This is a genomic window from Streptomyces sp. NPDC036822 (assembly GCF_055609145.1).
In genome coordinates, this window is the sequence record NZ_JBVJPY010000004.1 from 312,556 (window position 1) to 336,139 (window position 23,584).

Below are 23,584 nucleotides of genomic sequence, written 5' to 3' on the forward strand. Positions count from 1 at the left end.
GCCCCTACTTCGGCTCGTAGGCGGCCATCGCCGCCCGTACGGCGGGGGAGAAGAGCTCCGGACCGATGCCGTCCGAATGCGCGAGCCCCTCGGGGGTGAGCCGCAGCAGCCCGGACGGCGCCGCCTCGTCCAGCCAGCCGAGCGCCTCGAACCGGCGCAGTTCGGCCGGGAAGTCGGCGAAGGGCGACGTGCCGAACCGGTCCTCGTAGTCGCGCGTGTCCATGCCCCCGGCCTGGAGCAGCGACTGGAGCAGATGCCGGCGGCGCGCCTCCTCCGCGTCGACCCACCGGCCCACCTGAACCCGGCGGAAACCGTCCGGTCCGGTGGCCGTGTACGTGTCGATGATGGAGCGGATCTCGCGCATGTCGACGGCGTAGTCGAAGGAGTAGTGCAGCGACGAGGTGTACGAGCGGGCCCCGCAGCCGAGACCGATCATCCCGTCGGTCTGGCAGGCGTAGTCGTCCGGGCCCAGGGGCGGGGCGTCGGTCCGGCGGAACATCCGCATCGACACCTGTTCGTAGCCCTCGGCGAGCAGGTGGTCCCGGCCCCGGCGGTAGAGGCGCAGCCGGCGGCGGTCCCATTCCCGGTCGGCTTCGGCGGGGGAGAGCCGGCCGAGGCCGGTGAGCGGCCGGACGTAGAGCGGATAGAGGTATAGCTCCTCCGGCCGCCAGCCGAGCGCCGCGTCGAGCGACCGGCGCCAGGACTCCTCGGTCTGGCCGTCGATGCCGTAGATCAGGTCGATGTTGAGCACCGGGACGCCCGTGTCCCGGATCCGGCCGAGCGCGGCCTCCACGTCCGCGCGGCGCTGGGGGCGGACGGCGGCCCGCGCCTCGGCCTCGACGAAGCTCTGCACCCCGATGCTCAGGCGCGTCGCGCCCCGCGCGGCCAGCACCGCGAGCCGGTCGGCGGTCGCGGTCGCCGGGGAGGTCTCGACGGACAGCGGGACGGACCGGAGGTCGACGCCCATCCGCCGCTCGGCGATGTCGCAGAGCCGCTCCAGCTCGGGGGCGGTCAGGAACGTGGGTGTGCCCCCGCCGAAGGCGGCCGTGGCGAACCGCACCGGGGCGCCCTCACCGAGCGCCTCGCGCACGGCCGTGGCCTGCCGGTCGAGGGCGTCGAGATAACCGGTGGTCAGCTCGTCGGGGGCGCCGATGCGGGTGAAGAGGTTGCAGAAGCCGCAGCGGACCTCGCAGAACGGTATGTGGGCGTAGAGGGAGAGCGCGTCCTTCGGCTCGTCCGCCCAGAGGTCGGCGAGGGAGGGCGCCGGGTGGGGGAGGGGGCGGTACGCGGTCTTGTGCGGATAGGCGTAGACGTAGCTCTGGTACGGGCGGGGCGCCGAGGTCGTCGTGGTCGTCGTGGTCACGCGGACACCTCGGGCCGCTCGGGTCCGTCGGCCTCGTCCGGTCCGTCGAGGAGGAAGTGCGCGTACGGCACGGTCCACACCACGTCGTGGCCGAGCCGGTGACCGGTGAAGCCGTCCTCGCCGTAGGCCGTTCCGTGGTCGGAGCAGACGATCGCGAAACAGCGGCGACGGCTGCTCATGGCGGTGAGGAGGCGGCCGATGTGCCGGTCGACGTACTCCAGCGCCGCCGCGTGGGTGGCCCGGGTGTCCCCCGCCTCGGGTGTGGCGCCGGGCAGGTGGAACCAGTTCGGCTGGTGGAGCGCGGCGACGTTGACGAAGAGGAAGAGCGGTCGCTCCCGCGGGAGCGCGGCGACGATCTCCTCCGCGCGCGTGACCTGGGACTCGAAGGAGGTGGGGGACGCGACCCCGAAGGAGGGGTCCCAGTGGCTCTCCTGGAACATCCCGGGCAGGACCGAGCCCAGCGGCGCCTGCCGGTTGAAGAAGCCGACCCCACCGACGCAGGCCGTGTGGTAGCCGCGCCGCGCGAGACCGGAGACCAGATCGGGGCTGTCGTAGACGAACGTGCCGTCGGCGGTCGTCTCGCTGCCGGCGAAGCGGGCGGCGAAGAGGCGGGGGTGCGGGCCCGGGGAGGCCGGGGTCGGCAGGAAGCCGGCGAAGATCGCCTGGTGGGAGGCGTAGGTGAAGCTGCCGGGGGCGTGTCGGCGCTCCCATCGGCCGCCGGGGAGGTGGCGGGCCAGGTTCGGGATGCGGCCGGCGGAGGCGAGCTCGGCGGCGACGTCGTACCGCAGGGTGTCGAGCGTGACCAGGAGCAGGTCGTGGCTGCCGACGATCTCGTTCATGTCGGGCGCGGGCCGCTGGTTCACGTGATGCTCGTTCCTGTGGTGCGCGGTTGCGGGGCGGTGCCTCGCGGGGTGGCGGTGGTGGCGTTTCGCTCGGCGGTGGCGGTGGCGGTGGCGGTGGCGGCTGCGTTTCGTTCGGTGGTGGTGGCGGTGGGCCGGAGGAGGGCGGCGACCTGGGCCGCGTAGGTGTCCAGGCCCTCGGCGCCGCTGCCCGGCAGGCCGGTGAGCCCGGGCAGGAGGTCACCGAAGGCGTTGACCTCGCCGACGGCGAAACGCCGCCAGCCGGAGGAGGGCAGCAGATCGACGCCCAGGCACCGCGTGCCGGGGAAGGCGGCGGCCGCGCGCTCGGCCACGCCGAGCATGTCCTCCCACCGTCCGCCCGCGGCGGCGACCGCTCCGCGCGCCGCCTCCAGATCGCCCCGGACACCGCCCAGATGCAGATTGGTCATGGGCGAGCGGCTGGTGCGGACGACGGCGTGGGTCGCGCGGCCGTCGACCACCACCACCCGAAGGTCGGCGACGCGACCGCCCGACGACGCCTTCGGCAGCCAGCGCTCGACGTGCAGCCCGTCGGGCGCCAGGGCGTCCACGATCGAGGCGACCTCGCGCTCCGTCCGATAGCGGCGTACCCGCAGCGAGTTGAAGAGCGCGCCGCCCGGGCCGCGCTCCACCGACGTGGTCGCCTGGACCCGTCCGGCGGGTGCCGTCTCCACCGCGAGCACCCCGGAGGCGGAGGAGCCGTGCGCCGGCTTCACGAAGACGCGACGCGTCCCGGCGTCCGCCATCAGCCGCACGACGTCGTCCCAGCCGCGCACGGGCGGGGCGCTCCGTCCCGAGGTCGGCGACGCGGGCACCGGCACCGCGGCCCGACGCAGCACGCCGTGGCCGAGCCGCTTGTCGAACAGGACCGCGAGCTCGCCGGGATCGTCGACCAGGACCGCCCCCGCGGACCGCACGTCGGCGGCCAGCACCGCGACCGCTGCGGTGAAGCGCGCGTACCAGAGCCCCGTCCCCTCGACGCGGGTCGTGTCCTCGACACCGCGCAGCAGCCGGTCGACCTCCGGGTCCTCGCCGGGCGAGTCGAGGCGGACGGTCTCGCCCGCCGTGAACCGCGCCCCGCCCCGCAGGACGTCGAGCCACGGCACGACCCGCGCCGGTGGCAGTCCCGCCGCGGCCACCGCGTCCTGGAAGAACCGGACACGGCGGCCCGCCGGATTGCCGACGACGGCGAGACGGAGGGCCGGGTCGCGTCCGTCCGTTCCCGCCCGGCCCCTGACGCGGCCGTCGGCATCCGCCCGGCCCGCGAAGCGGCCGGGTGCGCCACCCTCCGCCTGGTCCGCGGCGCCTGGCACGAGCGCGTTCGTCATTCGGCGACCGCGACGTACCGGTAGACCTCGCCGTCGTCCTTGTCCGGCTGCTGCGGGTCGTCGATGTCGACCCGCACACCGGACGGCGTGAGCGCGTCGACGATCCGCTCGCTCATCTCCTTCGACAGGTAGTGGTGCGCGAGCCCGAGGTACGCCAGGTGCGTGAGCGGCTGTCCGGCGAGCAGCGCCGCGCCTCCCTCGTCCGTGAGCGTGCCCATCGACAGGTCGAGGCGTTCGAGCCGGGCGACGACCGGGGCGCTCGCGACGGCGGCGGCCACCTCGTCCTGGATGTGGCTGTTCCGCAGCCCCAGATGACGCAGGGCGGGGAACGCCCTCCCGGAGAGCAGCGGCTCCAGATCGGCGGGGGAGCTGTCACCGCCGTACTCGTCCGTCCCGAGCCAGAGTTCGAGGTTCTCCAAAGCGGGCAGGTCGCTGCCCGCGATACCGCGCACGACGGCGGCGGGCAGGCCGCCCGTCTCCACCACGAGCCTGCGCAATCCGGAGTGCTGGGTGGAGGGGAACGCCAGCCCCGTGCCCCCGCGCACACCGAACTCCCGCAGCCGCGGGTAGGCGGCGAGCAACGGCGTCACGTCGGTCTGCTGGATCCAGGAGATTTCGCAGTCCTCGAAGGTCATGTCCCCGAGGAACACCGCCTCCAGAGCGGTGAGCCGGTTGTTGGCGCCGATGAGCGCCGTGACGATCGGCGCCGACGAGGTGTCGTACGCCTCGTCCCAGCCGCCGACGACCAGCGCGCGGACCCGGCCGGCGTCGACCGTCGCGAGGAAGCGGTCGAAGAGCGCCTCCCACCCCTCGTCGTCCGGCTCGCTGTACGTCGGAGCCGAGACACGCCAGGCCACGGAGGCGGCGTCCGGCAGCGCGGCGGTGGAGCCCGGGGCGGGGAGGTCGAAGACGGGCAGGCCGTGCAGCTCCCCCAGGGGGGTCGAAATGGTCATGACTACTCCCGGCACCGGACGGTCGTTGATCGGCTGATGCGAGAGTTCTACCAAGCGGCACCGACAGCGGCGTGCGCCGGGGGCGGCTCGGGCCCGGCGGTACCGCGCGCACCCGTCGCCGGGGACGTCGGGCGCGGCGCGGCCGAGTGCGCAGACCTGTGCGGGTGACGGGGCAGGAGTGGCGCGCGGGAGCGGGGGCCGGGGGGTGTTGGGATGTGCGCGCCGGGTTCTCCGGCAGCCGTTCCCGAAAGGACCGTCCGTGACGACCAGCCATCTCCGTACGACTTACGCCCCTTTCGTCGATCGTTCCGCCACCGCCACCGCCACCGCCACCGCCACCGCTTCCGTTGCCGCCCGGGCCCTCGGCCGCGCCCTCGTGGCGGGGACGGTGCTCGGAGGTCTCCTGCTCGCGGGCACCGCGCCCGCGCTGGCCGCGGGCCCCGCCGCGGCCCCGTCCGTGGCCGCCGCCCCGGCCGCGGCGACCACGACCGTCACCGTGACCGGGACCGGCCGGGCCGCCGCCGCGCCCGACGTGGCCGTCCTCTCGGTGGGCGTCGAGGTCACCCGTAAGACCGCCCGGGAGGCGATGGACGGGCAGCGCACCGCCGCCGAGGCGCTGCTGGCCGCCCTGCGCAAGGAGGCCGTCGCCGACCGGGACATCCGGACCGACAGCCTCTCGCTGTCCGCCGTCTACAGCCAGACCGACGGCGGCGAGAACCGGGTGGCGGGCTACCAGGCCGGTCAGTCCTTCTCCGTCAAGGTCAGGGGCATCGACCGGGCAGGCAGGGTCGTCGCGGCCGTCGGCGACGCGACCGGGGACGCGGGACGGGTCAACAGCGTGGCGTTCGACGTCGCCGACCCCGGCGCCCTGCGCGCCAGGGCCCGGGAGGCCGCCCACCAGGACGCCCGGGAGAAGGCGAGTCAGCACGCGCGGCTCAGCGGGCACCGCCTCGGGCGGCTCGCCTCGCTGACCGAGGGCGACTCCGCCCGCCCGGTCTCCGGGGCCGTGCCCGGGATTCCCGCCGACGCGCCGGAGGTGCCGCTGGCCCCTGGGGAGATCGAGGAGCAGGTGACCGTGACGGCGGTCTACGAGCTGCGCTGAGCGGTCGTCTCCGGGCCGGTCTACGAGCTGCGCTGAGCGGCCTTCTCCGGGCCGTTCAGGCCCAGCTCCCGGTCGAGCGCCGCGTCGGCCCACTCCAGCATGGCGGCGCGCGACAGGGACCCGGCGTAGGAGGTCATCTGCACGGCGAGCCCGTCGAGGAAGGCGGTCAGCCGCCAGGCCGCGGCGGCCGGATCGGGGCAGGGGAACTCCCCGGCCGCCGCGCCCTCGGCGATCACCTCGGTCAGGGCCGCCTTCCACTGCTGGTCGAGGGCGGCCGCGACCTCGCGCAGCGCGGGTTCGCGAAGGCTGGCCGACCAGCCCTCGATCCACAGGCGCCAGCCCTTGGCCTGGCCGGTGGGCGCGTACCAGCGGACCGCCGACCTCAGCCGGCGCAGAGCGGTCGTGCGGCGGCCGAGGAGCTTGCGCAGATGGGCGAGATCGCCTTCGGCGGCGTAGGAGAAGGCCGCCGCCACGAGCTTCTCCTTGGACGCGAAGTGGTAGAGCACGAGGGCGTTGCTGACCCCGAGGGCGGAGGCGATGTCGGCGATCCGTACGGCCGCCACGCCCCGGGCCTCGATCTGCTCGACGGCGGCACGCAACAGCTCCTCCTGCCGCTCCGCCACGTTCAACCGCACTCTCGCCACGCCGGTCACCCTACACAGCACATGACGCGGGCATGATCAACAACGGGAGCCGTCGCGCGGCCGTGGCACGTGCTCCGGGTGGGCGGTGGCGGGGACGGCCGGGGGCGGGGGAGGGATCCGTGCGGAACGACGGTTCCGTACCGACCCCGCTCCCGGCCGGGAGGCCCGAGGTCCGCCCATAATGGAACGACCCCTACCCCCTTCAGGAGGTCTCGTGACCGGCACCGGCTCCGACCACCCGTTGCGGGCGCGGCTGCGCGCCCTGCGCCCGGAGGCCTTCGGCGCCGACCCGGCCGGCGCGCGCATGGAGCGCATCCGTCGCTCGCCGAACTTCGCGGACGGCGTCTTCCAGAACCCCGTGGCGGCCCGGCACCGGCCCCAGGGATCCGGCCTCGAGTTCGCCAAGGTCTACTTCAGGAAGGAGGCCCGCGTGCTGCGGGCCCCGGCAGGCCCGATCCCCGTCCACGCCACCGCCCTGGCCGACCTCGCCCGCCCGCCGGCCTCGGGCCTGCGGCTCACCTGGGCGGGCCATTCCAGCGTCCTCGCCGAGATCGACGGCCACCGGGTGCTCTTCGACCCGGTCTGGGGCGACCGCTGCTCGCCCTTCGCCTTCGCCGGCCCCAAGCGCCTGCACCCCGTACCGCTGCCGCTCGCCGGGCTCGGCCCGGTGGACGTCGTGGTGATCTCGCACGACCACTACGACCACCTCGACCTGCCCACGATCAAGGCCCTGGCCACGACGGACACCCTCTTCGTCGTGCCACTGGGCGTCGGCGCGCACCTGGAGCGCTGGGGGGTGCCCGCCTCCCGCCTGCGCGAGCTGGACTGGAACGAGTCGACGGAGGTCGGCGAGCTGCGGCTGACCGCGACGCCCGCCCGGCACTTCTGCGGCCGGGGCCTGCGCAACCAGCAGCACACCCTGTGGGCCTCCTGGGTCGTCACCGGTCCCGAGCACCGGATCTACCACAGCGGGGACACCGGCTACTTCCCCGGATTCGAGGAGATCGGTGCCGCCCACGGCCCCTTCGACGTCACGATGATCCAGCTCGGCGCCTACTCCGAGTTCTGGCCTGACATCCACATGACCCCGGAGGAGGGCATGCGCGCCCACCTGGACCTCCAGGGCGGCTCTCCGCACGGCGTGCTGCTGCCGATCCACTGGGGCACCTTCAACCTGGCTCCGCACCCCTGGCACGAGCCCGCCGAGCGCACCCTGTACGCCGGACACGCGGCCGGTCAGGTGGTGGCCACCCCCCGTCCGGGCGAGCCTTTCGAACCCGCGTCGATCCCGCCCGCGGAGCCGTGGTGGCGGCACGTCGCCCTCAAGCCGGCCGGCGGCTGGGCGGCCTGGCCGGCCGCCGCCGTCGCCACGGTGAAGGCGAAGCACCAGGAGACCGACCTCGCGGGCGAGCGCTGAGCGAAGGACCCGGGGCGGGCCGGCGCCTGCCGGCCGTAGCGGCCGGCAGGCGCCGCGCCGAGGCCCTCTTCCCCGACGAGGGGGCCGGGACGAGGCGACCGGCTCTCCTACCAGGGCAGATCCCGGACCTGCTGCACGCACAGGACCACGAACAGCAGACCGGCGGCTCCCAGCATCGCGTTGCTCAGCATCCCGTTGCGCCACTCGGGCGGCGTACGGGAGGAGTTGAGCAGCCACAGCAGCGTCAGCGCCAGGAACGGCATGAAGACGGCGCCGATGACTCCGTACACCACGACGAGTCCGAACGGCTGGTCGAGGAAGAGCAGGCTGATCGGGGGGAAGGTGAGCCACAGCAGGTACGCCCGGAAGGGCCGGGACTTCTCGGGAGCCACGCCGGGGCGGGCCAGGGACGGGCGGTACTTCGTCACGAAGTCGGCGAACATCAGGCTCACCCCGTGCCAGACGCCGATCAGCGAGGTGAAGGACGTGGCGAAGAAGCCGATCAGGAAGAGCTTGGCGGTCGCCGCGCCGTAGCGTTCCTCCAGGACCGTGCTGAGGTCGAGCAGGCCCCTGTCACCCTTCGCCAGCGCCATGCCGGACGAGTGCAGCAGCTCCGCGCCGACGAAGAGCATGGCCACCACGAAGATGCCGGTGGTGAGGTAGGCGACGCGGTTGTCGAGCCGCATCACCTTCATCCAGCTCGGGTTGTTCCAGCCCTTGGCGTTGACCCAGTAGCCGTAGGCGGCGAGGGTGATCGTGCCGCCGACGCCGCCGATCAGGCCCAGCGTGTAGAACAGCGACCCGTCCGGCAGCGCGGGCGCGAGGCCGGCGACGGCGGAGTCGAGGCGCGGCGTGACCCTGATCGCGAGGTAGACGGTGACCACGAACATCACCCCGACCAGGACCGTCATCAGCTTCTCGAAGACGGCGTACTGGTTGAACCAGACGAAGGCCAGGCCCACCAGGCCGCACAGCACGGCCCACACCTTGAGGTCCATCAGGTCGGGGAAGAGCGCGGCCAGCGGGAGCGCGCTGGAGGACATCGCCGCGGCGCCGTAGACGAAGCCCCAGACGACGACGTACCCCGCGAAGTAGACGGTGGTCCAGGAGCCGAGGCTGCGCCAGCCGTCGAAGAGGGTGCGGCCGGTGGAGAGGTGCCAGCGGCCCGCGGCCTCGGCGAGCGAGATCTTGACGAGGCAACCGATCACCGCCGCCCACAGCAGGGTGTAGCCGAACTTGCCGCCCGCGATGAGGGTGGCGACGAGGTCGCCGGCCCCGACACCGGTCGCCGCCACGACGATGCCCGGCCCGATGGAACGCCAACTCGCCTTGCGCGGCGCCTCCTTGCCGCTGCCCGTGGTCTCGGTCTGGGTGATGTCCGCCATGCGTGGCCGCCTTCCCGTTCGCCCCAGAGGTCGTCAGGTCACCAAAACGGGTCCGGGGCGGTCGCGCAAGAGGACCCGCCCGCGCGCGGAGGCGAGCGGTCCGCCCGACGGCCGCGACGCCCCGTCTCCCGGCCCCTCTCCCGCCCCCGACTCAGGGGCTTCGTCTCACCTGTCCCGGGTGCCTCGGGTGTAGCGGCCCGGCGCGCTGCCCACGATCCGCTTGAAGTGCCGGGTGAGGTGCGACTGGTCGTGGAAACCGGTCGCGGACGCGACCTCGGCCGCGGGCCGCCCGTCGAGCAGGAGCCGGCGGGCACGGTCGACCCGTCGGGCCATCACGTACTGGTGCGGCGCGATGCCGAACGCGCGGCCGAACGCCCGCACCAGGTGCGTCGGGTGCGCGTGCACCACCGTCGCCGCCTCGTCCAGGGTGATCCCCTGGACCAGCCGCTCGTCGAGGAGGTCCCGCAGACGGTGGGCCACGCCCCGGTCGGCCCGCGGCGGCCGGTCCACCAGCCGCGGCCGCAGATGCCCGCGAAGACGCTCGCAGATCAGGGCCAGCCGGCTCTCCGCCTCCAGCTCGTCACCCGGACTCGCCAGGGCCCCGTGCAGCTGTCCGACCCGGCGCCGCAGGACGGGATCGACCACGTCCGGGCCGTCCACCGCGGGGCCGACGAGGCTCTTGTCGAGGCGCGTCAGATCGAGGTACAGCACCCGCTTGCGGAATCCGTCCGAGGTCGCGGGCGAGCCGTTGTGCGGCACCTGGGGCGGCAGGAGGGAGACCGTGTCGCCGGGCGTGCCGTGCTCGCGGCGGTCCAGGTCGTAGCGGACCGCGCCGTCGTCGACCACCAGCAGGGTCCAGGAGTCATGGACGTGCATCGGGTAGGCGTGCTCGGTGAAGCGGGCGTGGAAGACCTCGACGACACCGGGCACCGCCGGGCGCCACGCCGAGACCTGCTGCCGGGCCACCATGCAAGGAATGTACAAGACGGTCCACCGGGGCGATCGGCAGCCTGGGACCATGACAACCGAGAACACACCCGTACGTTTCGACACCAAGATCGCGGTCCTGCTGCGCCGGGACCTGGAACCCTGGCAGCGGCTGAACGTGACGGCGTTCCTCGTCAGCGGCCTCGGCACGGAGGTCCCCGAGGTCGTCGGCGAACCTTACGCCGACGCCGACGGCACGCCGTACCTGCCGATGTTCCGCCAGCCCGTCGTGGTCCTGGAGGGGACGAAGGAGGTCCTGACCGCCGCGCACGAGCGCGCGCTCGCGCGCGCGCTGCCCCGGGCGGTCTTCACCTCCGACCTCTTCGCCACCGGCAACGACCGTGACAACCGCGCGGCGGTGCGTGCGGTGCCGAAGGGCCTGCTGGATCTGGTGGGGCTCGCGGTGTACGGGCCGCGCAACGCGGTGGACAAGGTGTTCAAGGGCGCACGCATGCACCCCTGACGGCGCTCCGCCCGCCGGCCCCGGGCTCGGGAGGCAGGGGTCCGGAGGTACGGACAGTCACCACCCCGCCCCCACCGTCGCCACCGGCGCGAACGCACATGCGAACGTCGCGGACGCGGTCGGACTGCGGTGTGCGCGGGCCCACCGTGCGGCCTCGTCGGCGGCCCGTGCCTCCCGGCCCTCCGGCCCGTGGGCGGATTCCGGTCAGACCCGAACTTCGCGCAGGGCGGGGGCTTTTACGCGCCTCCGCCCTCCTCCGTTCCACCTTGCGAGGGCCCGCCGACGGGTTTCGGCCGAGTGTTCTCGGCCTGGCGTGCGGAGGGTGATACCAGAGCGGGACGCTTTGCGGGCGAGTTTGTCAACTGCGCACTCCACATGAGCGGTTGACGACTACAGTGTGTGCTTGGTGATCATCGGTAGCCTCATCGCAACCACGTACGACCGACCCCCTCAGTACATTTCGCAGTACGCCGATTCCTGGGCACGTACCAAGGACACTCATGTCTCAACTTCGCGCACCCGCCTCGCGGTCCGACCGCCGCGAGGGCGGGCGGCACGGCCGGTCAGGCGCCCGCTCCACTCCCCCCACCGGGGCTCCCCAGCCCGCGCAGCGCTCCGCGCCGCCGCCGGCGGAGGCCCGCATACGCTCCCAACTCCTGCGCACCTCCGTGCTCCCCGCGGTCGCGGTGGCACTCGGCGGCGCCGCCGCGGTCCTCTTCACCATCCGCTCCACCGGCGCCGGACCGACCCCCGGACTCTGGGCCGCGCTGACCGGGGCCGCCGCCCTCACCATCGCCTCCGTCACCGCGGCCGCCCTCGGCGCCGACCGGGCCGCCCGGGGAGTCCTCGACCGGTGCAACGCCCTGCGCCGCTCCAGCGCCCGGGGGCAGAGCGAGCTGCGCGCGATCGTCGAGCAGCTGCGGCGCGGCGAAGGGCCGCCGGCCCGCCCCGCGGCCCCTGCGGCCGCCGGGTCCGGCGACGAGTTCGACCTGCTCGGACAGGAGCTGACCCGCTCGCACGAGGCCGCCGTGGCCGCCGTGGTCCAGGCGTCCCGCCTCTCCAGCAGCGTCGGCAACGAACAGAAGGTCGAGGTCTTCGTCAACCTCGCCCGGCGGCTTCAGTCCCTCGTGCACCGCGAGATCCAGCTCCTCGACGAGCTGGAGAACGAGGTCGAGGACCCGGAGCTGCTCAAGGGCCTCTTCCACGTCGACCACCTGGCCACCCGGATCCGCCGCCACGCCGAGAACCTCGCGGTGCTCGGCGGCGCCATCTCCCGCCGCCAGTGGTCGAACCCCGTCACCATGACCGAGGTGCTGCGCTCCTCCATCGCCGAGGTCGAGCAGTACCCGCGCGTGAAACTCGTCCCGCCCATCGACGGGACGCTGCGGGGCCACGCCGTCGCCGACGTCATCCACCTCCTCGCCGAACTGGTCGAGAACGCGACGCTGTTCTCCGCACCGCACACCACCGTGCTGCTGCGCGCGCAGTACGTCACCGCCGGCCTCGCCATCGAGGTCGAGGACCGCGGCCTGGGCATGCCGGTCACCGAGCAGAACAAGATGAACGCCCTGCTCGCCGACCCCGACCAGGTGAACGTGGCCCACCTGCTCCAGGACGGCCGTATCGGACTCTTCGTCGTCTCGGCCCTCGCGCGACGCCACGGCATCGCCGTGCGCCTCCAATCGAACATCTACGGCGGGGTCCAGGCCGTGCTCGTGCTGCCGCAGGGGCTGCTCGGCGCCGACCCCGAAGGGCTGGCCGCGAACGACCGGCAGGCGACGGGCGCCGCGGCACAGGCCCAGGCCGCCGCCCAGGGGCAGCCGACGGCCATGCCCCAGCGCCGGCCCCAGGCCGTGGCGCCGGCGCACACGGCCCCCGCCCCGGCGCCGCAACCGGCCCCCGTGGCGGCACCTCCCGTGCCCCTCCCCGTCCAGGCACAGGCCCCCGCCTCCTTGCGGACACCCGAGCCCGGACCCGTACAGCCGTCCTACCCGCCCCAGGCCTACCCCGCGTCCGCGCCGCCGCACCGGCCCGCGCCCGCCGGTGAGCCGTTCCCGTCCGAGCGGTCCCGCACGGGGGGCGCCCCCCTCCCCCCGCAGGCGCCGCCCGCGCCGCCCGTCCACCGTCCGGAGGCGCCGGGCAAGCCCTCCCTTCCCAAGCGGCGGGCCCAGGAACACCTCGTCCCGCAGCTGCGCGACGAACCCGCGGGCCGCAAGCCCGAGGAACCCGCTCTGCACGACCCGGGTCTGATGGCCGCGTTCCAGCGCGGCATCGGACTCGCCGAATCCCAGCCCTCCCCCCAAGAACCGCGGCGTCACGGCGACGCGCACAAGGAGTAGATGCACCATGGCGAGCAATGCGCCGCACGGCCATTCCTCGGATCTCGACTGGCTGCTGAGCGGTCTGGTCCAGCGGGTTCCGTACACCCGCAACGCTGTACTGCTCTCCTCCGACGGCCTGGTGAAATCCGTCCACGGCCTCGACACCGACGCCGCCGACCACATGGCCGCGCTGGCCTCCGGGCTGTACTCGCTCGGCCGCAGCGCCGGCGCGCGGTTCGGCGACGGCGGTGAGGTGCGGCAGGTGGTCGTCGAGCTCGACTCCACCCTGCTGTTCGTCTCCACGGCCGGCTCCGGCACGTGCCTGGCGGTGCTCGCCGGACGCGAGGCGGACGCGGCCGTCCTGGGGTACGAGATGGCGATGCTCGTCAAGAGCGTACGGCCGTATCTGGTCACCCCCGCCCGGCAGGCGGCGGGCACGGCGGGCATCCCGGGGCGGTGAGCATGACGTCCTCGCAGGAGGGGCCCTGGCTCGACGACGCGGCCGGCCGGCTCATCCGTCCGTACACCGTGAGCGGTGGCCGGACCAGGCCCACCACCGCGCTGGACCTCCTCTCCATGGTGATGGCGACCGGCTCCTCCCCGCAGCCCCACATGGGTCCCGAGCACGACATGGCCCTCGGCCTGTGCGACGGACCCACCTCGGTGGCGGAGATCGCGGCGCACTTACGGCTCCCGGCGGTCGTCACCAAGGTCCTGATCTCCGATCTCGTGGACTGCGGGGCGGTCACCGCCCGGGCGCCCCGCTTCCACGCCAACCCAACCGACCGTTCCCTGCTGGAGGCAGTGCTCGATGGCCTACGACAACGGCTCTGAGCGCCACGAGACCGTGGCGGCCGACCCGTTCCCCACCGCGCTGAAGATCCTGGTGGCGGGTGGCTTCGGCGTGGGCAAGACCACCTTCGTGGGCGCGGTCAGCGAGATCGAACCGCTGAGCACCGAAGAGCTGCTCACCCAGGTCAGCGCGGCCACCGACAGCCTGGAAGGCGTCGAGTCCAAGACCACGACCACCGTGGCGATGGACTTCGGGCGGATCACCCTCGACGACCGCCATGTGCTGTACCTCTTCGGCACTCCCGGCCAGGAGCGCTTCTGGTTCATGTGGGACGAGCTCTCCGAGGGCGCGCTGGGAGCGGTCGTCCTCGCCGACACCCGCCGTCTGCAGGACTGCTTCTCCGCGGTCGACTTCTTCGAGCGGCGCGGCATCGGCTTCGTGGTGGCCGTCAACGAGTTCGACGGCGCCCACCGTTACGAGCCCGACGAGGTGCGGGCCGCGCTCGACCTCAAGCCGGACGTCCCGGTCGTCCTGTGCGACGCCCGGATCTCCAGCGCCGGCATCCGTACGCTGCTCACCCTCGTCCAGCACCTGCTCACCACCATCCCGGCCGCCGTGCCGAGCTACGGAGCACCGTCATGACCTACGACCCCACCGGGCACATGCTGCTGACCCCCGTCGACCGGGAGGCCCCCACGCGTGTGCGGCGCCTGCGCGAGCTGGGGATCGGCGAGCGGCCCGAGCAGGCCTTCGACGAGTTCGCCCACCGGCTCGCGGACGTCACCGGCGCCCCCTACTCGATGGTCAACTTCATCGACGAGAACCGGCAGTTCTTCGCCGGGCTGCACACCCCGGCGGGGACGCACTCGGGAAGCGACCTGGGCGCGGCCGCCGCCGGGGGCAACGTCGGCCGGTTCATGGCCCGCGACCACGGCTACTGCCCGCACGTGGTGGTGCGGCGCAAGGCCTTGGTCCTGGAGGACGTCTGCGACTACCCGCGCTTCGCGGGCAACCCGGTGGTGGACGAGATCGGCATCCGCTCCTACATGGGGGCGCCGCTGATCGACCGTACGGGAGTGGCGCTGGGCACGATCTGCGTGGTCGACACCGACGTACGGCCGTGGGGCCGGGCCGGCCTGGAGACGATCAAGGCGCTCGCGGCCGAGCTGGTGGAGCAGATCCACCGCCGCGAGGACGGCCTGATCTGACCCCGGACGGCGCAGCGCTCCGGCACGGCGGGCGGCCGTGCCGGAGGGCTGCGCGCCGGGGGGCGGTGTGCCCGGCTGTGCTCAGGCGTGCGTGGGCTCCAGCCTGAGCAGCTCGGACAGCCTTTCCGACCAGCTGCCCTTCGCCGTGCCGAGGGCGACTTCCGCGAGGCGCAACAGCTGGATGTCGGAGGTGCCGGCGGGCGCGAAGATGTGGTGCGCGTCGCGGAGGTACCGCTCGATGGGGCGGTCCGTGAAGAGCCCGGCGGCGGCGTGGATCTCCATCGCGTTGCGCGCGGAGTCGAGTGCCGACTCGACGTTCACCAGCTTGGCGTTCATCAGCTCGGCGTCGCAGGACAGCCCCCGGTCGAGCAGGTGCACGGCGTGGTACGCGGCCAGCCGGGCGGTCATCAGCCGGGACTGGATCTGGCCCAGCTTGAGCTTCACGGTGGGGAGTTCGTGGAGCGGCTTGCCGTAGCGGTGGCGTTCGACGGTGAAGCGGGTGGTCTCCTCCATGATCGCCTGGTGGATGCCGAGCGAGACGGCCGTGAGGTTGGCGCGGCCGTACAGCACGCTGGAGGAGTACGCCACGGCGAGTCCGTCGCCCTCGTCGCCCAGTCGGTTGGAGGCCGGGACCCGGCAGTCCTCGAAGACGAGTTCGCCGAAGCTGAAGCCGTGCAGGCCCATGGCGGGCTGCTGGGGGCCGGTCCTGAAGCCGGGACGGTCGGATTCGACCAGGAAGGCCGTGAGCCCCTTCGAGCCGGGACCGGTCCTGACGACGACGCCGTGCAGATCGCCGACGTGGCTGTTGCCGACGAACACCTTGCTGCCGTTGAGGATGTAGTCGTCCCCGGAGCGGACCGCGCTCGCGGTCATGCCCAGGACGTGTCCGCCGGACTCAGGCTCGGTGACCGCGATGGTGGGCAGGCATTCACCGGCGGCAATGGCGGGGAGCCAGGTCTTGCGCTGCTCGTCGCTGCCGAAATGGACGATTTTGGCGGTGCCCAGTTGCGAGGCCTGGACCATGGCGCCCATGGCGCCGCTGACGCGGGAGAGTTCCTCGATAATGATCGTCTTGGCGAGATGTCCCGCTCCCATTCCGCCGTATTCCTGGCTGATTGTCGCTCCCAGCCAGCCTTGCTCGGCGATCAGCCGGGACAGTTCACGGTGGACGGAACGGGACGCCTCCATATCGGGTATTCGCGGCCGGACCTCACTCTCCGCGAAGTCGCGGACCGTCTCCCTGAGTCGGTGATGGAGTCGGCTGCTGAAATAGCTGTCCATGCGAGTCCTCCCCTGCGACATTCCTGCTCGTTCGTCTGTTCGAGCAGGTGGTGCATCGGCAGTGGTCCCGTCCCGAACAGGCCGACCACTTCATGGTGTTGATCTTTCGGGAGTGGAGCAATATCGCCACGGACTTTGTCTGAAAGCCGAGTGGTTGACGTTTAAATGTGTCTATGTTTCGGGTGGTCTCGGCCTGCTCGGTCCGGCTCCCGGGGCATTCCCTGTGGGCATCTTTCTGCCACATGCCAACGGCACGCGAATGACGGGTATATGACGAGAGGCCGTCCGCGGCCGCCTCAGGCGTCTCCCTTTCACCATCCGGGTCTCTCTGCGGGGCCTGCCGCACGGCCCGACGGCTTCGGTGGCACGAGGGAGAGAGGGCGCGGGCACCCTCCGGTGGAGAGTGCGGGCGCTGCGCACGGGGGCGCGGGTCGGCGCCCGGGTGCGTCACGGGGAGTGACGGGTGCGCACTCCGGCGCGCACGCGGCCGGCGAGGCCGGCCCGTCGCACGCCGCGCACGACCGTAAAGGGGTTCGTGAGCACCCGGGGAAGTGCGGTATTGTTCTCATGCGCGTTCGGCCGGGGGAAACCCCAGGTCAGCGGGGCTCGGGACGTGGCGCAGCTTGGTAGCGCACTTGACTGGGGGTCAAGGGGTCGCAGGTTCAAATCCTGTCGTCCCGACTCGTAAGAGTCGCAGGTCAGAGGCCGTACCGGAGGAATCCGGTACGGCCTCTGACGCGTTTGCGGTCGGTGCGGGCCGACGGGGCCGGCCCGGACGGCGAGCCGGCGCCCGGAGAGGCCGGAGCACCGGCCATTCGGGGCTGTCACCCGTTCGCCGAGCTGCCCGGGCGGCCGACCCGGAGGACGATGGAAGCGGTCGGGCCCGGCGCCAGGCCCACGGGCCCTGCCGGGTACTCCTCGGAGAGGGCCTCCGGTGGCCGGTGGACGGAGGGAGACCTGACGTGGACGCGGACGCGGCTGACGCCTTCGGGGCCGCCACACCGTCCGAGCCGGGAGGCCTGCTGGACACGCTGGGCGTGGCGGCGGTGGTGCTGGACGCCGACGGCCGGATCCGGCTCTGGAGCCCCCAGGCGCACGAGCTGTTCGGCTGGAGCGCCGACGAGGCGCTCGGCCGGTACGCGGCGCACATGCTGGTGTCCGAGGACGACTCGGGCCTCGCCCTGGACCTCTTCGCCCAGGTCATGGCAGGCGGAGGCAGCTGGTCGGGGGTCTTCCCGATCCGGCACAAGGACGGGTCGAACCGGCTCGTCGAGTTCCGCAACATGCGGCTGACGGACCGGGAGGGCGCGCAGTACGCCCTCGGCATCGCCGCCGACCACACCGTCGTCCGGGGCATCGAGCGGAACCTCGCGCTCTCGGCGCAGCTGGTGGCCCAGTCCCCGACGGGAGTGGCGGTGGCCGACACCGACCTGCGGCTCGTCCTGGTCAACGGCGCCCTCGAACGGATCACCGGCCGGTCCGCCGACGGCTGCCTGGGCCGCCCCGCCGCCGAGCACCTGCCGTTCGAGGACCGCGACGACGTCGAGGCGGCGATGCGGCAGGTCCTGGAGAGCGGTACGCCCCTGCTGAGCCGTGCGTCGACCGAGCGCGACCCGGCCCCGGGAGAGGACGGCCGCGCCTGGCGGGTGTCGTACTTCCGTCTCGAGGGCTCCACCGGCCGGGTGATCGGCGTCGCCGTGACCATGATCGACGTCACCGAGCAGTTCCGGGCCGACCAGCGCAGCGCCCAGGCCCGCCGGCGCCTGGCCCTCATCGCCGACGCCTCCACCCGGATCGGGACCACCCTCGACCTGGAACAGACCGCCCGCGAGCTCGCCGACACCGTCGTGCCCGACCTCGCCGACATCGCCGCCGTCGACGTCCTCGACACGGTCATCCAGGCCCGGAGCACCACGCGCGCCCCCACGGCCCCCGCCCACTTCCGGGCCCTCGCGGTCAAGACCGCCTACCCCACCAGCGCCGCCGACGCCGCCGACCCCGTCGGGGAGATCACCCGCTACGAGGCCGACCGCCTCGTGACCCGCTGCGTCACCACCGGGCGGACCGTCCACCTCGCCCACGTCGGAGCGGAGGACCTGCCGCACGTCGCCCGCGACGAGCCCGCCGCCACCGTCCTCGCCCACGCCGGCCTCCATTCGTACCTGGCCGTCCCGCTGATCGCCCGCGGCGAGGTGCTGGGCGCGCTCGACCTCAAGCGCGCCCGTAACCCCCAGCCGTTCACCGAGGACGACATCCTCCTCGCCGAGGAGCTCGCCGCACGTGCCGCCGTGTGCATCGACAACGCCCGCTGGTACCAGACCCAGCTCCAGGCGGCCACCACCCTCCAGCGCCATCTGCTGCCGCGCACCCCACCGGACTCGCCCGGCCTGAAGGTGGCCTCCCGCTACCAGCCCGCCGGAGCCGCCGGGCACGCCGGCGGGGACTGGTTCGACATCATCCCCCTCGCCGACGGCACCACCGCCCTGGTGGTGGGGGACGTCATGGGATCCGGTATCAAGGCCGCCGCCACCATGGGGCAACTGCGCACGGCGACCCGGACCCTGGCCCGGCTCGGCCTCCAGCCCGCCGAGATCCTGCGCCACCTCGACCTGCTCACCGGCGAACTCGAGGAGACCATCGCCACCTGCGTCTACGCCCTGTGCGCCCCCTACGCCGAGACCTGCCACATCGCCCTCGCCGGCCACCCCCCGCCGGCCCTGCTCCTGCCGGGAAAGGCGCCCGTGCTCCTCGAACTGCCCACCGGGGCGCCCCTGGGAGCCGCGGAGGACGTGCCCTTCACGACGACCTCCTTCTCACTCCCGCCCGGCGCACGGCTCTTCCTCTACACCGACGGACTGGTGGAGACCCGCCGCCACTCCATCGACACCCGCATCAACGCCCTCCTCCGCCACCTCACCGGCCCCCGGCTGCCCCTCGAGGCCACCTGCGACCGGCTCCTCGCGGCGCTTCCCGACCCCGAGAGCCACGACGACATCGCCCTGCTCATCGCCGAGGCGACGCCGGACACGCCCCCCGGGCCGCAGAGCGGCGCCCCGCCCGCCCGGGGGAGCAGCGGCTCCTGAGGACGGCGGCCGAGACCGCGACCCGCCTCGGGACGCGCCCCGCGACGGGTGACCGTCCGGGCCGCCGCGAGCCGTACCGTTCAGCCCTGCATCGCGATGTCGTCGAAGGACTCCAGACGGCGCCAGCGGTCCTCCGGCGCCCGCATCGGCGGCATCAGATCCACGTCGGGCAGCGGTCCGAACTCCAGCTCCGCGATCTCCGCCACGTCCGAGACCGGCACCTGGTACGTACGGAATGGGCCGAGCGGCGGCGGCGCGCCCGCCTTCGCCCCGGCGAGGGCCCGCTCCGCGTCCCGGCCGAAGTCCGGGCTCTGGTCGAGGACGTACGCCGTCGCGGCCAGCGCCCCGTCCTGCATGAACGCGGCCACCTTCCAGAAGCGCAACGGCACCTGGACACCCCGGTAGGGCGGATCGGAGTCCTGGAGCACGGGCCCCGTCAGCACGCACAGCCGCCGGTCGAACGCCGCCACGTGGTCCAGGAGATAGGTCTCCAGGCCCTGCCAGAGGCGTCGGCCCCGGCCGAGCGCCTCGGCGTCGGGAGAGACCGTGTGCGAGGCCTGGGGAACGGCGTTGGTGGAGAAGAACGTGTCCGTGTGGGCCTGCCCGGCCTCGGCGACCGTGCCCCACACCGGGTCCTGCCGGCGGACCAGGTGGGCGCGCTCCAGGCCGTTGTTCCGGTACAGGTCGTAGCCGGTCTGCCGCTCCTCGGGCAGCCGGGGATCCAGCTCCCACAGATCGTCACGGGCCACGTCCTCCAGGAGCCGCCGGCCCTCGATGCAGACCGCCGTCGAGGCCGCCAGCCGCCGGTCCGGCCGGAAGACCACCGTGAAGTGCGTGTACGGAAGGATCACCGTCTCCACCGAGGCGCGGGCGGGCAGCGCCAGCGGCACGACGGGGCCGAGGAACGCCTCGTCGTAGCCGGTCCGGTCGGCGAGCGCGTCGCGGCGCGGACCGCCCGCCCGCGGGGGAGGCGGGAAGGGCGGCGGAGTGGACGGCGGGTCGGTCGGGTTCATACGGAGTAGGTACCGCGCGCGGCGGGCCGCGGTCGGCTCCGGGCCGCAGGCCACTCGTTCAGACCTCCCCCGCGGGCCCGGCCCGGTCCGTCTCCGGGGCCTTCACGCCGGGCTCACGCGGCCGAACGTGCTCGCTCTTCGTTCCTCGGTGACCGCGCGCGCTCGTCCGCGTTCCTCCGACGGCCCCTTCGGGCCGGCCGGCCCGCCCTCCGCCTCACCCCCGCAGCGCGGTAGCGAGCTGCGCGCGGGAGCGCACGTCGAGCTTCTGGTAGATCCTGGTCAGGCGCGCCTCGACCGTCTTCACGCTCAGATAGAGCTTCGCGGCCGCCTCCTGGTTGCTGGCGCCCTGCCCCACCAGCCGGGCGAGCCGCAACTCGGCGTCCGTCAGTGACGAGAGCGCCGGCAGCGACTCCTCCCCGGCCTCCCCGACCCTGGTCTCGCTCGTCAGGGCCAGCCAGGGCGCCGCGCCGGCCCGCTCGAAGACGGCCGCCGCGGCCTGCAGCGCGCTCTGCGCCGCCGACCGGCGACGACGACGGCGCTCCACCCTGGCCAGGGCGATCAACGCACGCCCCCCTTCCAGCGGGAGCCCCGCCTCGGCGAACCGCTCGGCGGTGCGGGTCAGCAGCTGCGCGGCCTCGTCGGTCTTCCCGGCCGCGGCCAGGGAGAGGGCGTACGCGCGGTCACAGCCGAGCAGGACGGTCGTGCGGCCCAGGCGCTCCGCGACCGGACGGACCTCGTCGAGCAGGTCCATCGCCTCCTGCTGCGCGTCGGTGGCCAGCAGCGCCTCCGCCAGCTCCTCGTGCCAGCGGAGCATGGACGGGTCGACGTTGGCCTGGGCGCGCTCGTTGACCTGCACGCGGCGCAGGGTCTCCAGGGCCGAGGCGACGTCGCCGTTGACGAGCTGGACGCGGCCGAGCGCGTACAGACTGCGCGAGAGGAAGACCCGGTCGCCCTCCTCCTCCGACGCCTGGACACTGCGCCGGGCATAGCTCGCGGCACGCCCGAAACTGCCGCCGGCGGTCTCCGCGAGCGCCAGCGTGTACCAGGCGGGGCCGGGGGAGAGCCCGGCTTCGAGCGTGAGCGCCAGCGACTGCCCCGCGTGGGCGAGGGCCGCCGGGCACGCGCCGATCCGGGCCTCGATCGCCGCCAGGGTGGAGAACAGCTCGATCGTGTCCTCGACCGAACCGCGCCGCTGCACCAGCGGCAGCAGCGCGTTCAGCTGGTCGCGGGCGTCGCCGAGGCGGTCGTCGAAGAGCGCGTGACGGATCGTCAGGATCTGTGCGGCGTTGCGGATTCCGAGCGGGCGCTCGGCCATCTCCAGTCCGCGGGCCTGGGCGAGGACCGACTCGGCGTCCGGCGATCCCAGCGCCCGCTCCATCCGCGCCTGGACGGTCAGGGCCTGGGCGGCCGTCCGCGGGTCGCCCATCGAGGCGGCCAGGGCCGCTGATTCGACCGCGGCGGCCCGTGAGCGCAGCGGATCGCCGTCCGCCAGCACGTATTTGACGGCCAGTCGGAGCTGGACGGCGGCTCTGAGTGCGGTGTCGCCCTCGGAGTCCTCCATGGCGTGGACGTACATCTCGTCGAGCTCGGTGAGGCCCTGGCCCGCGGTGTCGAGGACGGCGAGCCGGGCCCGTACCCGGTCGGAGGGCGCGGCGTCGCGGGCCAGCAGGTCGGTGGCGGCCCGCATCGCGAGGTCCGCGCGGGCGGCGCGGGCGGCCTCCTCGGCCGCGTCGACGAGCCGCACGATGCGCTGGGGGCCGTGCTCGACGGGGGTGGATCCGGCGGCGAGGAGGGCCAGCTCGGCGGCGAGGGCGCTGTTGCCGCGGCGGCGCGCGAGGTCGGCGGCCGCGGCGACCTCGGCCGCGAGGGCCTCGTCGGGGATGTCGGTGGCGAGCGCCCGGTGCCGTACCGCTTCGACCGAGTCGTCCACGACCCCGGCGAGTGCCGCGTGACCGGCGCTGCGCTCGGCCCAGCAGGCGTCGTGGACCAGGGTCGAGGGCAGCAGGCCGGCCGTGAAGGTGACCGTGCCGTCCTCGGCGAGGGAGACGAGACCGGCGCGTTCGGCGGCCGCGAGGTCCGCCTCCGCGTTCGGCCGGCCGGCCCGGCGGATCAGCGCCGCGGAGGGGCGCAGCGCGAGCGCGGCGAGCAGCAGGGTCTCGCGGACGGCGGGCGGCGCGCTGCCGAGCAGCTGCCGGGCCAGGTCGCGGGCCCGGCCGGACAGGGTGAGCGCCTCGGCGTGGTGGACGGGCGTGCGGGCGTCGGCCAGCGACCGGCCGACGGCGAGGGCCAGGCGGGGGTTGCCGCCGCTGGCCTTGTGGATGCGCCCCGCCATGCGGGAGGGCAGCCGGTGGTGGATGAGGAGTTCGGCGATCTCGTCGGCCTGCAGCGGCGGCACGAGCAGGATGTCGGCCTCCGACGGCACCCAGAGATCGGTGTCGTGCGCGTCCTGGGATCCGTACGCCTCGGGGGTCTCGACGGCGATGACGCGGAGTGCGGGCGGGGCGAGGTGGAGGGCGAAGCGCAGCAGGTCGGCGCTGTCGGCGTCGATGTGCTGGACACCGTCGACGACGAGCAGGGCCGGGCCGCGGGCGGTGAGCGCGCGCAGGATCTGGGCGATGCCCAGGCGCAGCGCGATCGGGTCCCAGCCGCCCTCGTGCAGCGGGGCCTCCCGGCACAGCATGGCGACGGCGGTCCGCTGGGGGCCGGGGAGACCGTCGAAGGCGCCGGACGCCGTCGCGCCGAGCGGGGCGCCCGCGGTGTACGCGGGCGCGGGGTGGGTGCCGGAGGGCGGGTGGCCCGTCCGGGCGGCGGCGTGGCCGGCGGCATGGGTGCCGGTCCCGGGCGGTGCGGCGACGCCGCCCGGGGCGGGCGTGTCCGGGCCGCCGGGGAGGAGGGTGTCGCCTCTGGACTGCCCCGGTATCGCCGTTCGTCCGGCGGAGTGGTCGGCGCGGTGTCCGTGCGCGCCCGTCCCGGTCTCCGGGGAAGCGGTCTCCGCCGCCGGGGCCACGTCGGGCCAGGTCACCGTCGCCGCGACGGAGGCGACGAGCGCGGCCGCCGTCGCGCCCGGTATCTCGCGGTCGGCGGGGAGGGTGGGAAGCCACAGGACGGTCTCGCCGCGGGCCTCGGCCCGGGCGGCCTCGGCCAGGGCGACCTCGGTCTTGCCGACCCCGGCCGGTCCGGTCAGCAGGGCTCGGCCCCGTGTGTGCAGCACGCGTTCGAGACGTGAGAGAAGCTCCTCGCGGCCCACCGGCGCGGGGGGTCCCCCCATGCCCGCAGGGAGGTGCGGCGTTGTCGTCACGTTGTCCACCACCCTCCGGCGCTCGGGCCCGGCCCCTGAGCCCCGTGGGGCAGAGAATACGGAGCGT

The 23,584-nt window shown here is 73.9% G+C and carries 19 protein-coding genes and 1 tRNA gene; 10 read left to right on the forward strand and 10 right to left on the reverse strand.

Going from position 1 to position 23,584, the window contains the following annotated elements; all coding sequences use genetic code 11:
• Positions 1 to 4: 4 nt before the first annotated feature.
• From ACZ68P_RS12035 to ACZ68P_RS12050, 4 genes are read right to left on the reverse strand one after another with little or no spacing between them, the layout of a single operon-like run.
• Entirely contained in the window at positions 5 to 1,363 is a 1,359-nt protein-coding gene (locus ACZ68P_RS12035; protein ID WP_471005268.1) for an STM4012 family radical SAM protein, read from the reverse strand.
• Complete coding sequence (locus ACZ68P_RS12040) at positions 1,360 to 2,202, reverse strand: STM4013/SEN3800 family hydrolase (protein ID WP_471005606.1); 843 nt, start codon at positions 2,200 to 2,202, stop codon at positions 1,360 to 1,362. Before ACZ68P_RS12040 ends, ACZ68P_RS12035 begins: the two co-directional genes overlap by 4 nt.
• A gap of 20 nt (positions 2,203 to 2,222) precedes the next feature.
• A complete protein-coding gene (locus ACZ68P_RS12045; protein ID WP_471005269.1) occupies positions 2,223 to 3,569 on the reverse strand; it encodes an STM4014 family protein in 1,347 nt (448 codons plus the stop codon).
• A complete protein-coding gene (locus tag ACZ68P_RS12050) occupies positions 3,566 to 4,522 on the reverse strand; it encodes an STM4015 family protein (RefSeq protein ID WP_471005270.1) in 957 nt (318 codons plus the stop codon). The genes ACZ68P_RS12045 and ACZ68P_RS12050 overlap by 4 nt, the downstream gene beginning before the upstream one ends.
• Positions 4,523 to 4,781: 259 nt before the next feature.
• On the opposite strand from ACZ68P_RS12050, the gene ACZ68P_RS12055 reads away from it, so the two are divergent.
• Positions 4,782 to 5,624, forward strand: coding sequence for an SIMPL domain-containing protein (locus ACZ68P_RS12055; protein ID WP_471005271.1), 843 nt, complete (start codon positions 4,782 to 4,784; stop codon positions 5,622 to 5,624).
• Between the two features lie 20 nt (positions 5,625 to 5,644).
• Here ACZ68P_RS12055 and ACZ68P_RS12060 read toward each other — a convergent pair whose 3' ends face one another.
• Positions 5,645 to 6,268: a TetR/AcrR family transcriptional regulator gene (locus ACZ68P_RS12060; protein WP_471005272.1), complete on the reverse strand. Its 624-nt coding sequence runs from the start codon at positions 6,266 to 6,268 to the stop codon at positions 5,645 to 5,647.
• A gap of 214 nt (positions 6,269 to 6,482) precedes the next feature.
• On the opposite strand from ACZ68P_RS12060, the gene ACZ68P_RS12065 reads away from it, so the two are divergent.
• Positions 6,483 to 7,685 carry an MBL fold metallo-hydrolase gene (locus tag ACZ68P_RS12065; protein ID WP_471005273.1) on the forward strand — a complete coding sequence of 401 codons (1,203 nt, stop codon included), beginning with the start codon at positions 6,483 to 6,485 and terminating at the stop codon, positions 7,683 to 7,685.
• A gap of 107 nt (positions 7,686 to 7,792) precedes the next feature.
• Here ACZ68P_RS12065 and ACZ68P_RS12070 read toward each other — a convergent pair whose 3' ends face one another.
• On the reverse strand, positions 7,793 to 9,070 hold the full coding sequence (locus tag ACZ68P_RS12070) for an Nramp family divalent metal transporter (RefSeq protein WP_471005274.1): 1,278 nt from the start codon (positions 9,068 to 9,070) through the stop codon (positions 7,793 to 7,795).
• 165 nt (positions 9,071 to 9,235) lie between these two features.
• On the reverse strand, positions 9,236 to 10,039 hold the full coding sequence (locus ACZ68P_RS12075) for an AraC family transcriptional regulator (protein ID WP_471005275.1): 804 nt from the start codon (positions 10,037 to 10,039) through the stop codon (positions 9,236 to 9,238).
• A gap of 49 nt (positions 10,040 to 10,088) precedes the next feature.
• On the opposite strand from ACZ68P_RS12075, the gene ACZ68P_RS12080 reads away from it, so the two are divergent.
• The 6 genes from ACZ68P_RS12080 to ACZ68P_RS12105 all read left to right on the forward strand — a co-directional run bounded on the left by ACZ68P_RS12080 (position 10,089) and on the right by ACZ68P_RS12105 (position 14,842).
• Complete coding sequence (locus tag ACZ68P_RS12080; RefSeq protein ID WP_471005276.1) at positions 10,089 to 10,520, forward strand: DUF2000 family protein; 432 nt, start codon at positions 10,089 to 10,091, stop codon at positions 10,518 to 10,520.
• A gap of 500 nt (positions 10,521 to 11,020) precedes the next feature.
• Positions 11,021 to 12,859 (forward strand): sensor histidine kinase, encoded by a 1,839-nt coding sequence (locus ACZ68P_RS12085; RefSeq protein ID WP_471005277.1) that lies wholly within the window; start codon positions 11,021 to 11,023, stop codon positions 12,857 to 12,859.
• A gap of 7 nt (positions 12,860 to 12,866) precedes the next feature.
• Positions 12,867 to 13,301, forward strand: coding sequence for a roadblock/LC7 domain-containing protein (locus tag ACZ68P_RS12090; protein ID WP_471005278.1), 435 nt, complete (start codon positions 12,867 to 12,869; stop codon positions 13,299 to 13,301).
• A 2-nt stretch (positions 13,302 to 13,303) separates the two neighbouring features.
• On the forward strand, positions 13,304 to 13,675 hold the full coding sequence (locus ACZ68P_RS12095) for a DUF742 domain-containing protein (RefSeq protein ID WP_365721436.1): 372 nt from the start codon (positions 13,304 to 13,306) through the stop codon (positions 13,673 to 13,675).
• Complete coding sequence (locus ACZ68P_RS12100; protein WP_471005279.1) at positions 13,653 to 14,276, forward strand: GTP-binding protein; 624 nt, start codon at positions 13,653 to 13,655, stop codon at positions 14,274 to 14,276. The genes ACZ68P_RS12095 and ACZ68P_RS12100 overlap by 23 nt, the downstream gene beginning before the upstream one ends.
• Positions 14,273 to 14,842 (forward strand): GAF domain-containing protein, encoded by a 570-nt coding sequence (locus ACZ68P_RS12105; protein ID WP_365721432.1) that lies wholly within the window; start codon positions 14,273 to 14,275, stop codon positions 14,840 to 14,842. The genes ACZ68P_RS12100 and ACZ68P_RS12105 overlap by 4 nt, the downstream gene beginning before the upstream one ends.
• A gap of 81 nt (positions 14,843 to 14,923) precedes the next feature.
• Here the strand turns inward: ACZ68P_RS12105 and ACZ68P_RS12110 are convergent, their stop codons facing one another.
• Positions 14,924 to 16,123: an acyl-CoA dehydrogenase family protein gene (locus tag ACZ68P_RS12110; protein WP_471005280.1), complete on the reverse strand. Its 1,200-nt coding sequence runs from the start codon at positions 16,121 to 16,123 to the stop codon at positions 14,924 to 14,926.
• A gap of 607 nt (positions 16,124 to 16,730) precedes the next feature.
• Between ACZ68P_RS12110 and ACZ68P_RS12115 the strand changes: the two genes are divergently transcribed.
• Both ACZ68P_RS12115 and ACZ68P_RS12120 read left to right on the forward strand, forming a co-directional pair.
• Positions 16,731 to 16,804 (forward strand) — tRNA-Pro (locus tag ACZ68P_RS12115).
• Between the two features lie 281 nt (positions 16,805 to 17,085).
• Positions 17,086 to 19,206: a SpoIIE family protein phosphatase gene (locus ACZ68P_RS12120; RefSeq protein WP_471005281.1), complete on the forward strand. Its 2,121-nt coding sequence runs from the start codon at positions 17,086 to 17,088 to the stop codon at positions 19,204 to 19,206.
• Between the two features lie 80 nt (positions 19,207 to 19,286).
• On the opposite strand, the gene ACZ68P_RS12125 is transcribed toward ACZ68P_RS12120, so the two are convergent.
• Positions 19,287 to 20,219: a DNA/RNA non-specific endonuclease gene (locus tag ACZ68P_RS12125; RefSeq protein WP_471005282.1), complete on the reverse strand. Its 933-nt coding sequence runs from the start codon at positions 20,217 to 20,219 to the stop codon at positions 19,287 to 19,289.
• 214 nt (positions 20,220 to 20,433) lie between these two features.
• The gene (locus tag ACZ68P_RS12130) at positions 20,434 to 23,487 is read right to left on the reverse strand and encodes a helix-turn-helix transcriptional regulator (RefSeq protein WP_471005283.1); all 3,054 of its coding nucleotides are present in this window, start codon (positions 23,485 to 23,487) and stop codon (positions 20,434 to 20,436) included.
• Between the last annotated feature and the right edge of the window lie 97 nt (positions 23,488 to 23,584).

Bases quoted from the DNA above. Each gene is read 5' to 3' on its own strand.
- ACZ68P_RS12040 (WP_471005606.1), bottom strand. From the start codon at position 2,202: ATGAACGAGATCGTCGGCAGCCACGACCTGCTCCTGGTCACGCTCGAC.
- ACZ68P_RS12045 (WP_471005269.1), bottom strand. From the start codon at position 3,569: ATGACGAACGCGCTCGTGCCAGGCGCCGCGGACCAGGCGGAGGGTGGC.
- ACZ68P_RS12050 (WP_471005270.1), bottom strand. From the start codon at position 4,522: ATGACCATTTCGACCCCCCTGGGGGAGCTGCACGGCCTGCCCGTCTTC.
- ACZ68P_RS12070 (WP_471005274.1), bottom strand. From the start codon at position 9,070: ATGGCGGACATCACCCAGACCGAGACCACGGGCAGCGGCAAGGAGGCG.
- ACZ68P_RS12075 (WP_471005275.1), bottom strand. From the start codon at position 10,039: ATGGTGGCCCGGCAGCAGGTCTCGGCGTGGCGCCCGGCGGTGCCCGGT.
- ACZ68P_RS12080 (WP_471005276.1), top strand. From the start codon at position 10,089: ATGACAACCGAGAACACACCCGTACGTTTCGACACCAAGATCGCGGTC.
- ACZ68P_RS12085 (WP_471005277.1), top strand. From the start codon at position 11,021: ATGTCTCAACTTCGCGCACCCGCCTCGCGGTCCGACCGCCGCGAGGGC.
- ACZ68P_RS12090 (WP_471005278.1), top strand. From the start codon at position 12,867: ATGGCGAGCAATGCGCCGCACGGCCATTCCTCGGATCTCGACTGGCTG.
- ACZ68P_RS12095 (WP_365721436.1), top strand. From the start codon at position 13,304: ATGACGTCCTCGCAGGAGGGGCCCTGGCTCGACGACGCGGCCGGCCGG.
- ACZ68P_RS12100 (WP_471005279.1), top strand. From the start codon at position 13,653: ATGGCCTACGACAACGGCTCTGAGCGCCACGAGACCGTGGCGGCCGAC.
- ACZ68P_RS12105 (WP_365721432.1), top strand. From the start codon at position 14,273: ATGACCTACGACCCCACCGGGCACATGCTGCTGACCCCCGTCGACCGG.
- ACZ68P_RS12110 (WP_471005280.1), bottom strand. From the start codon at position 16,123: ATGGACAGCTATTTCAGCAGCCGACTCCATCACCGACTCAGGGAGACG.
- ACZ68P_RS12125 (WP_471005282.1), bottom strand. From the start codon at position 20,219: ATGAACCCGACCGACCCGCCGTCCACTCCGCCGCCCTTCCCGCCTCCC.
- ACZ68P_RS12130 (WP_471005283.1), bottom strand. From the start codon at position 23,487: ATGGGGGGACCCCCCGCGCCGGTGGGCCGCGAGGAGCTTCTCTCACGT.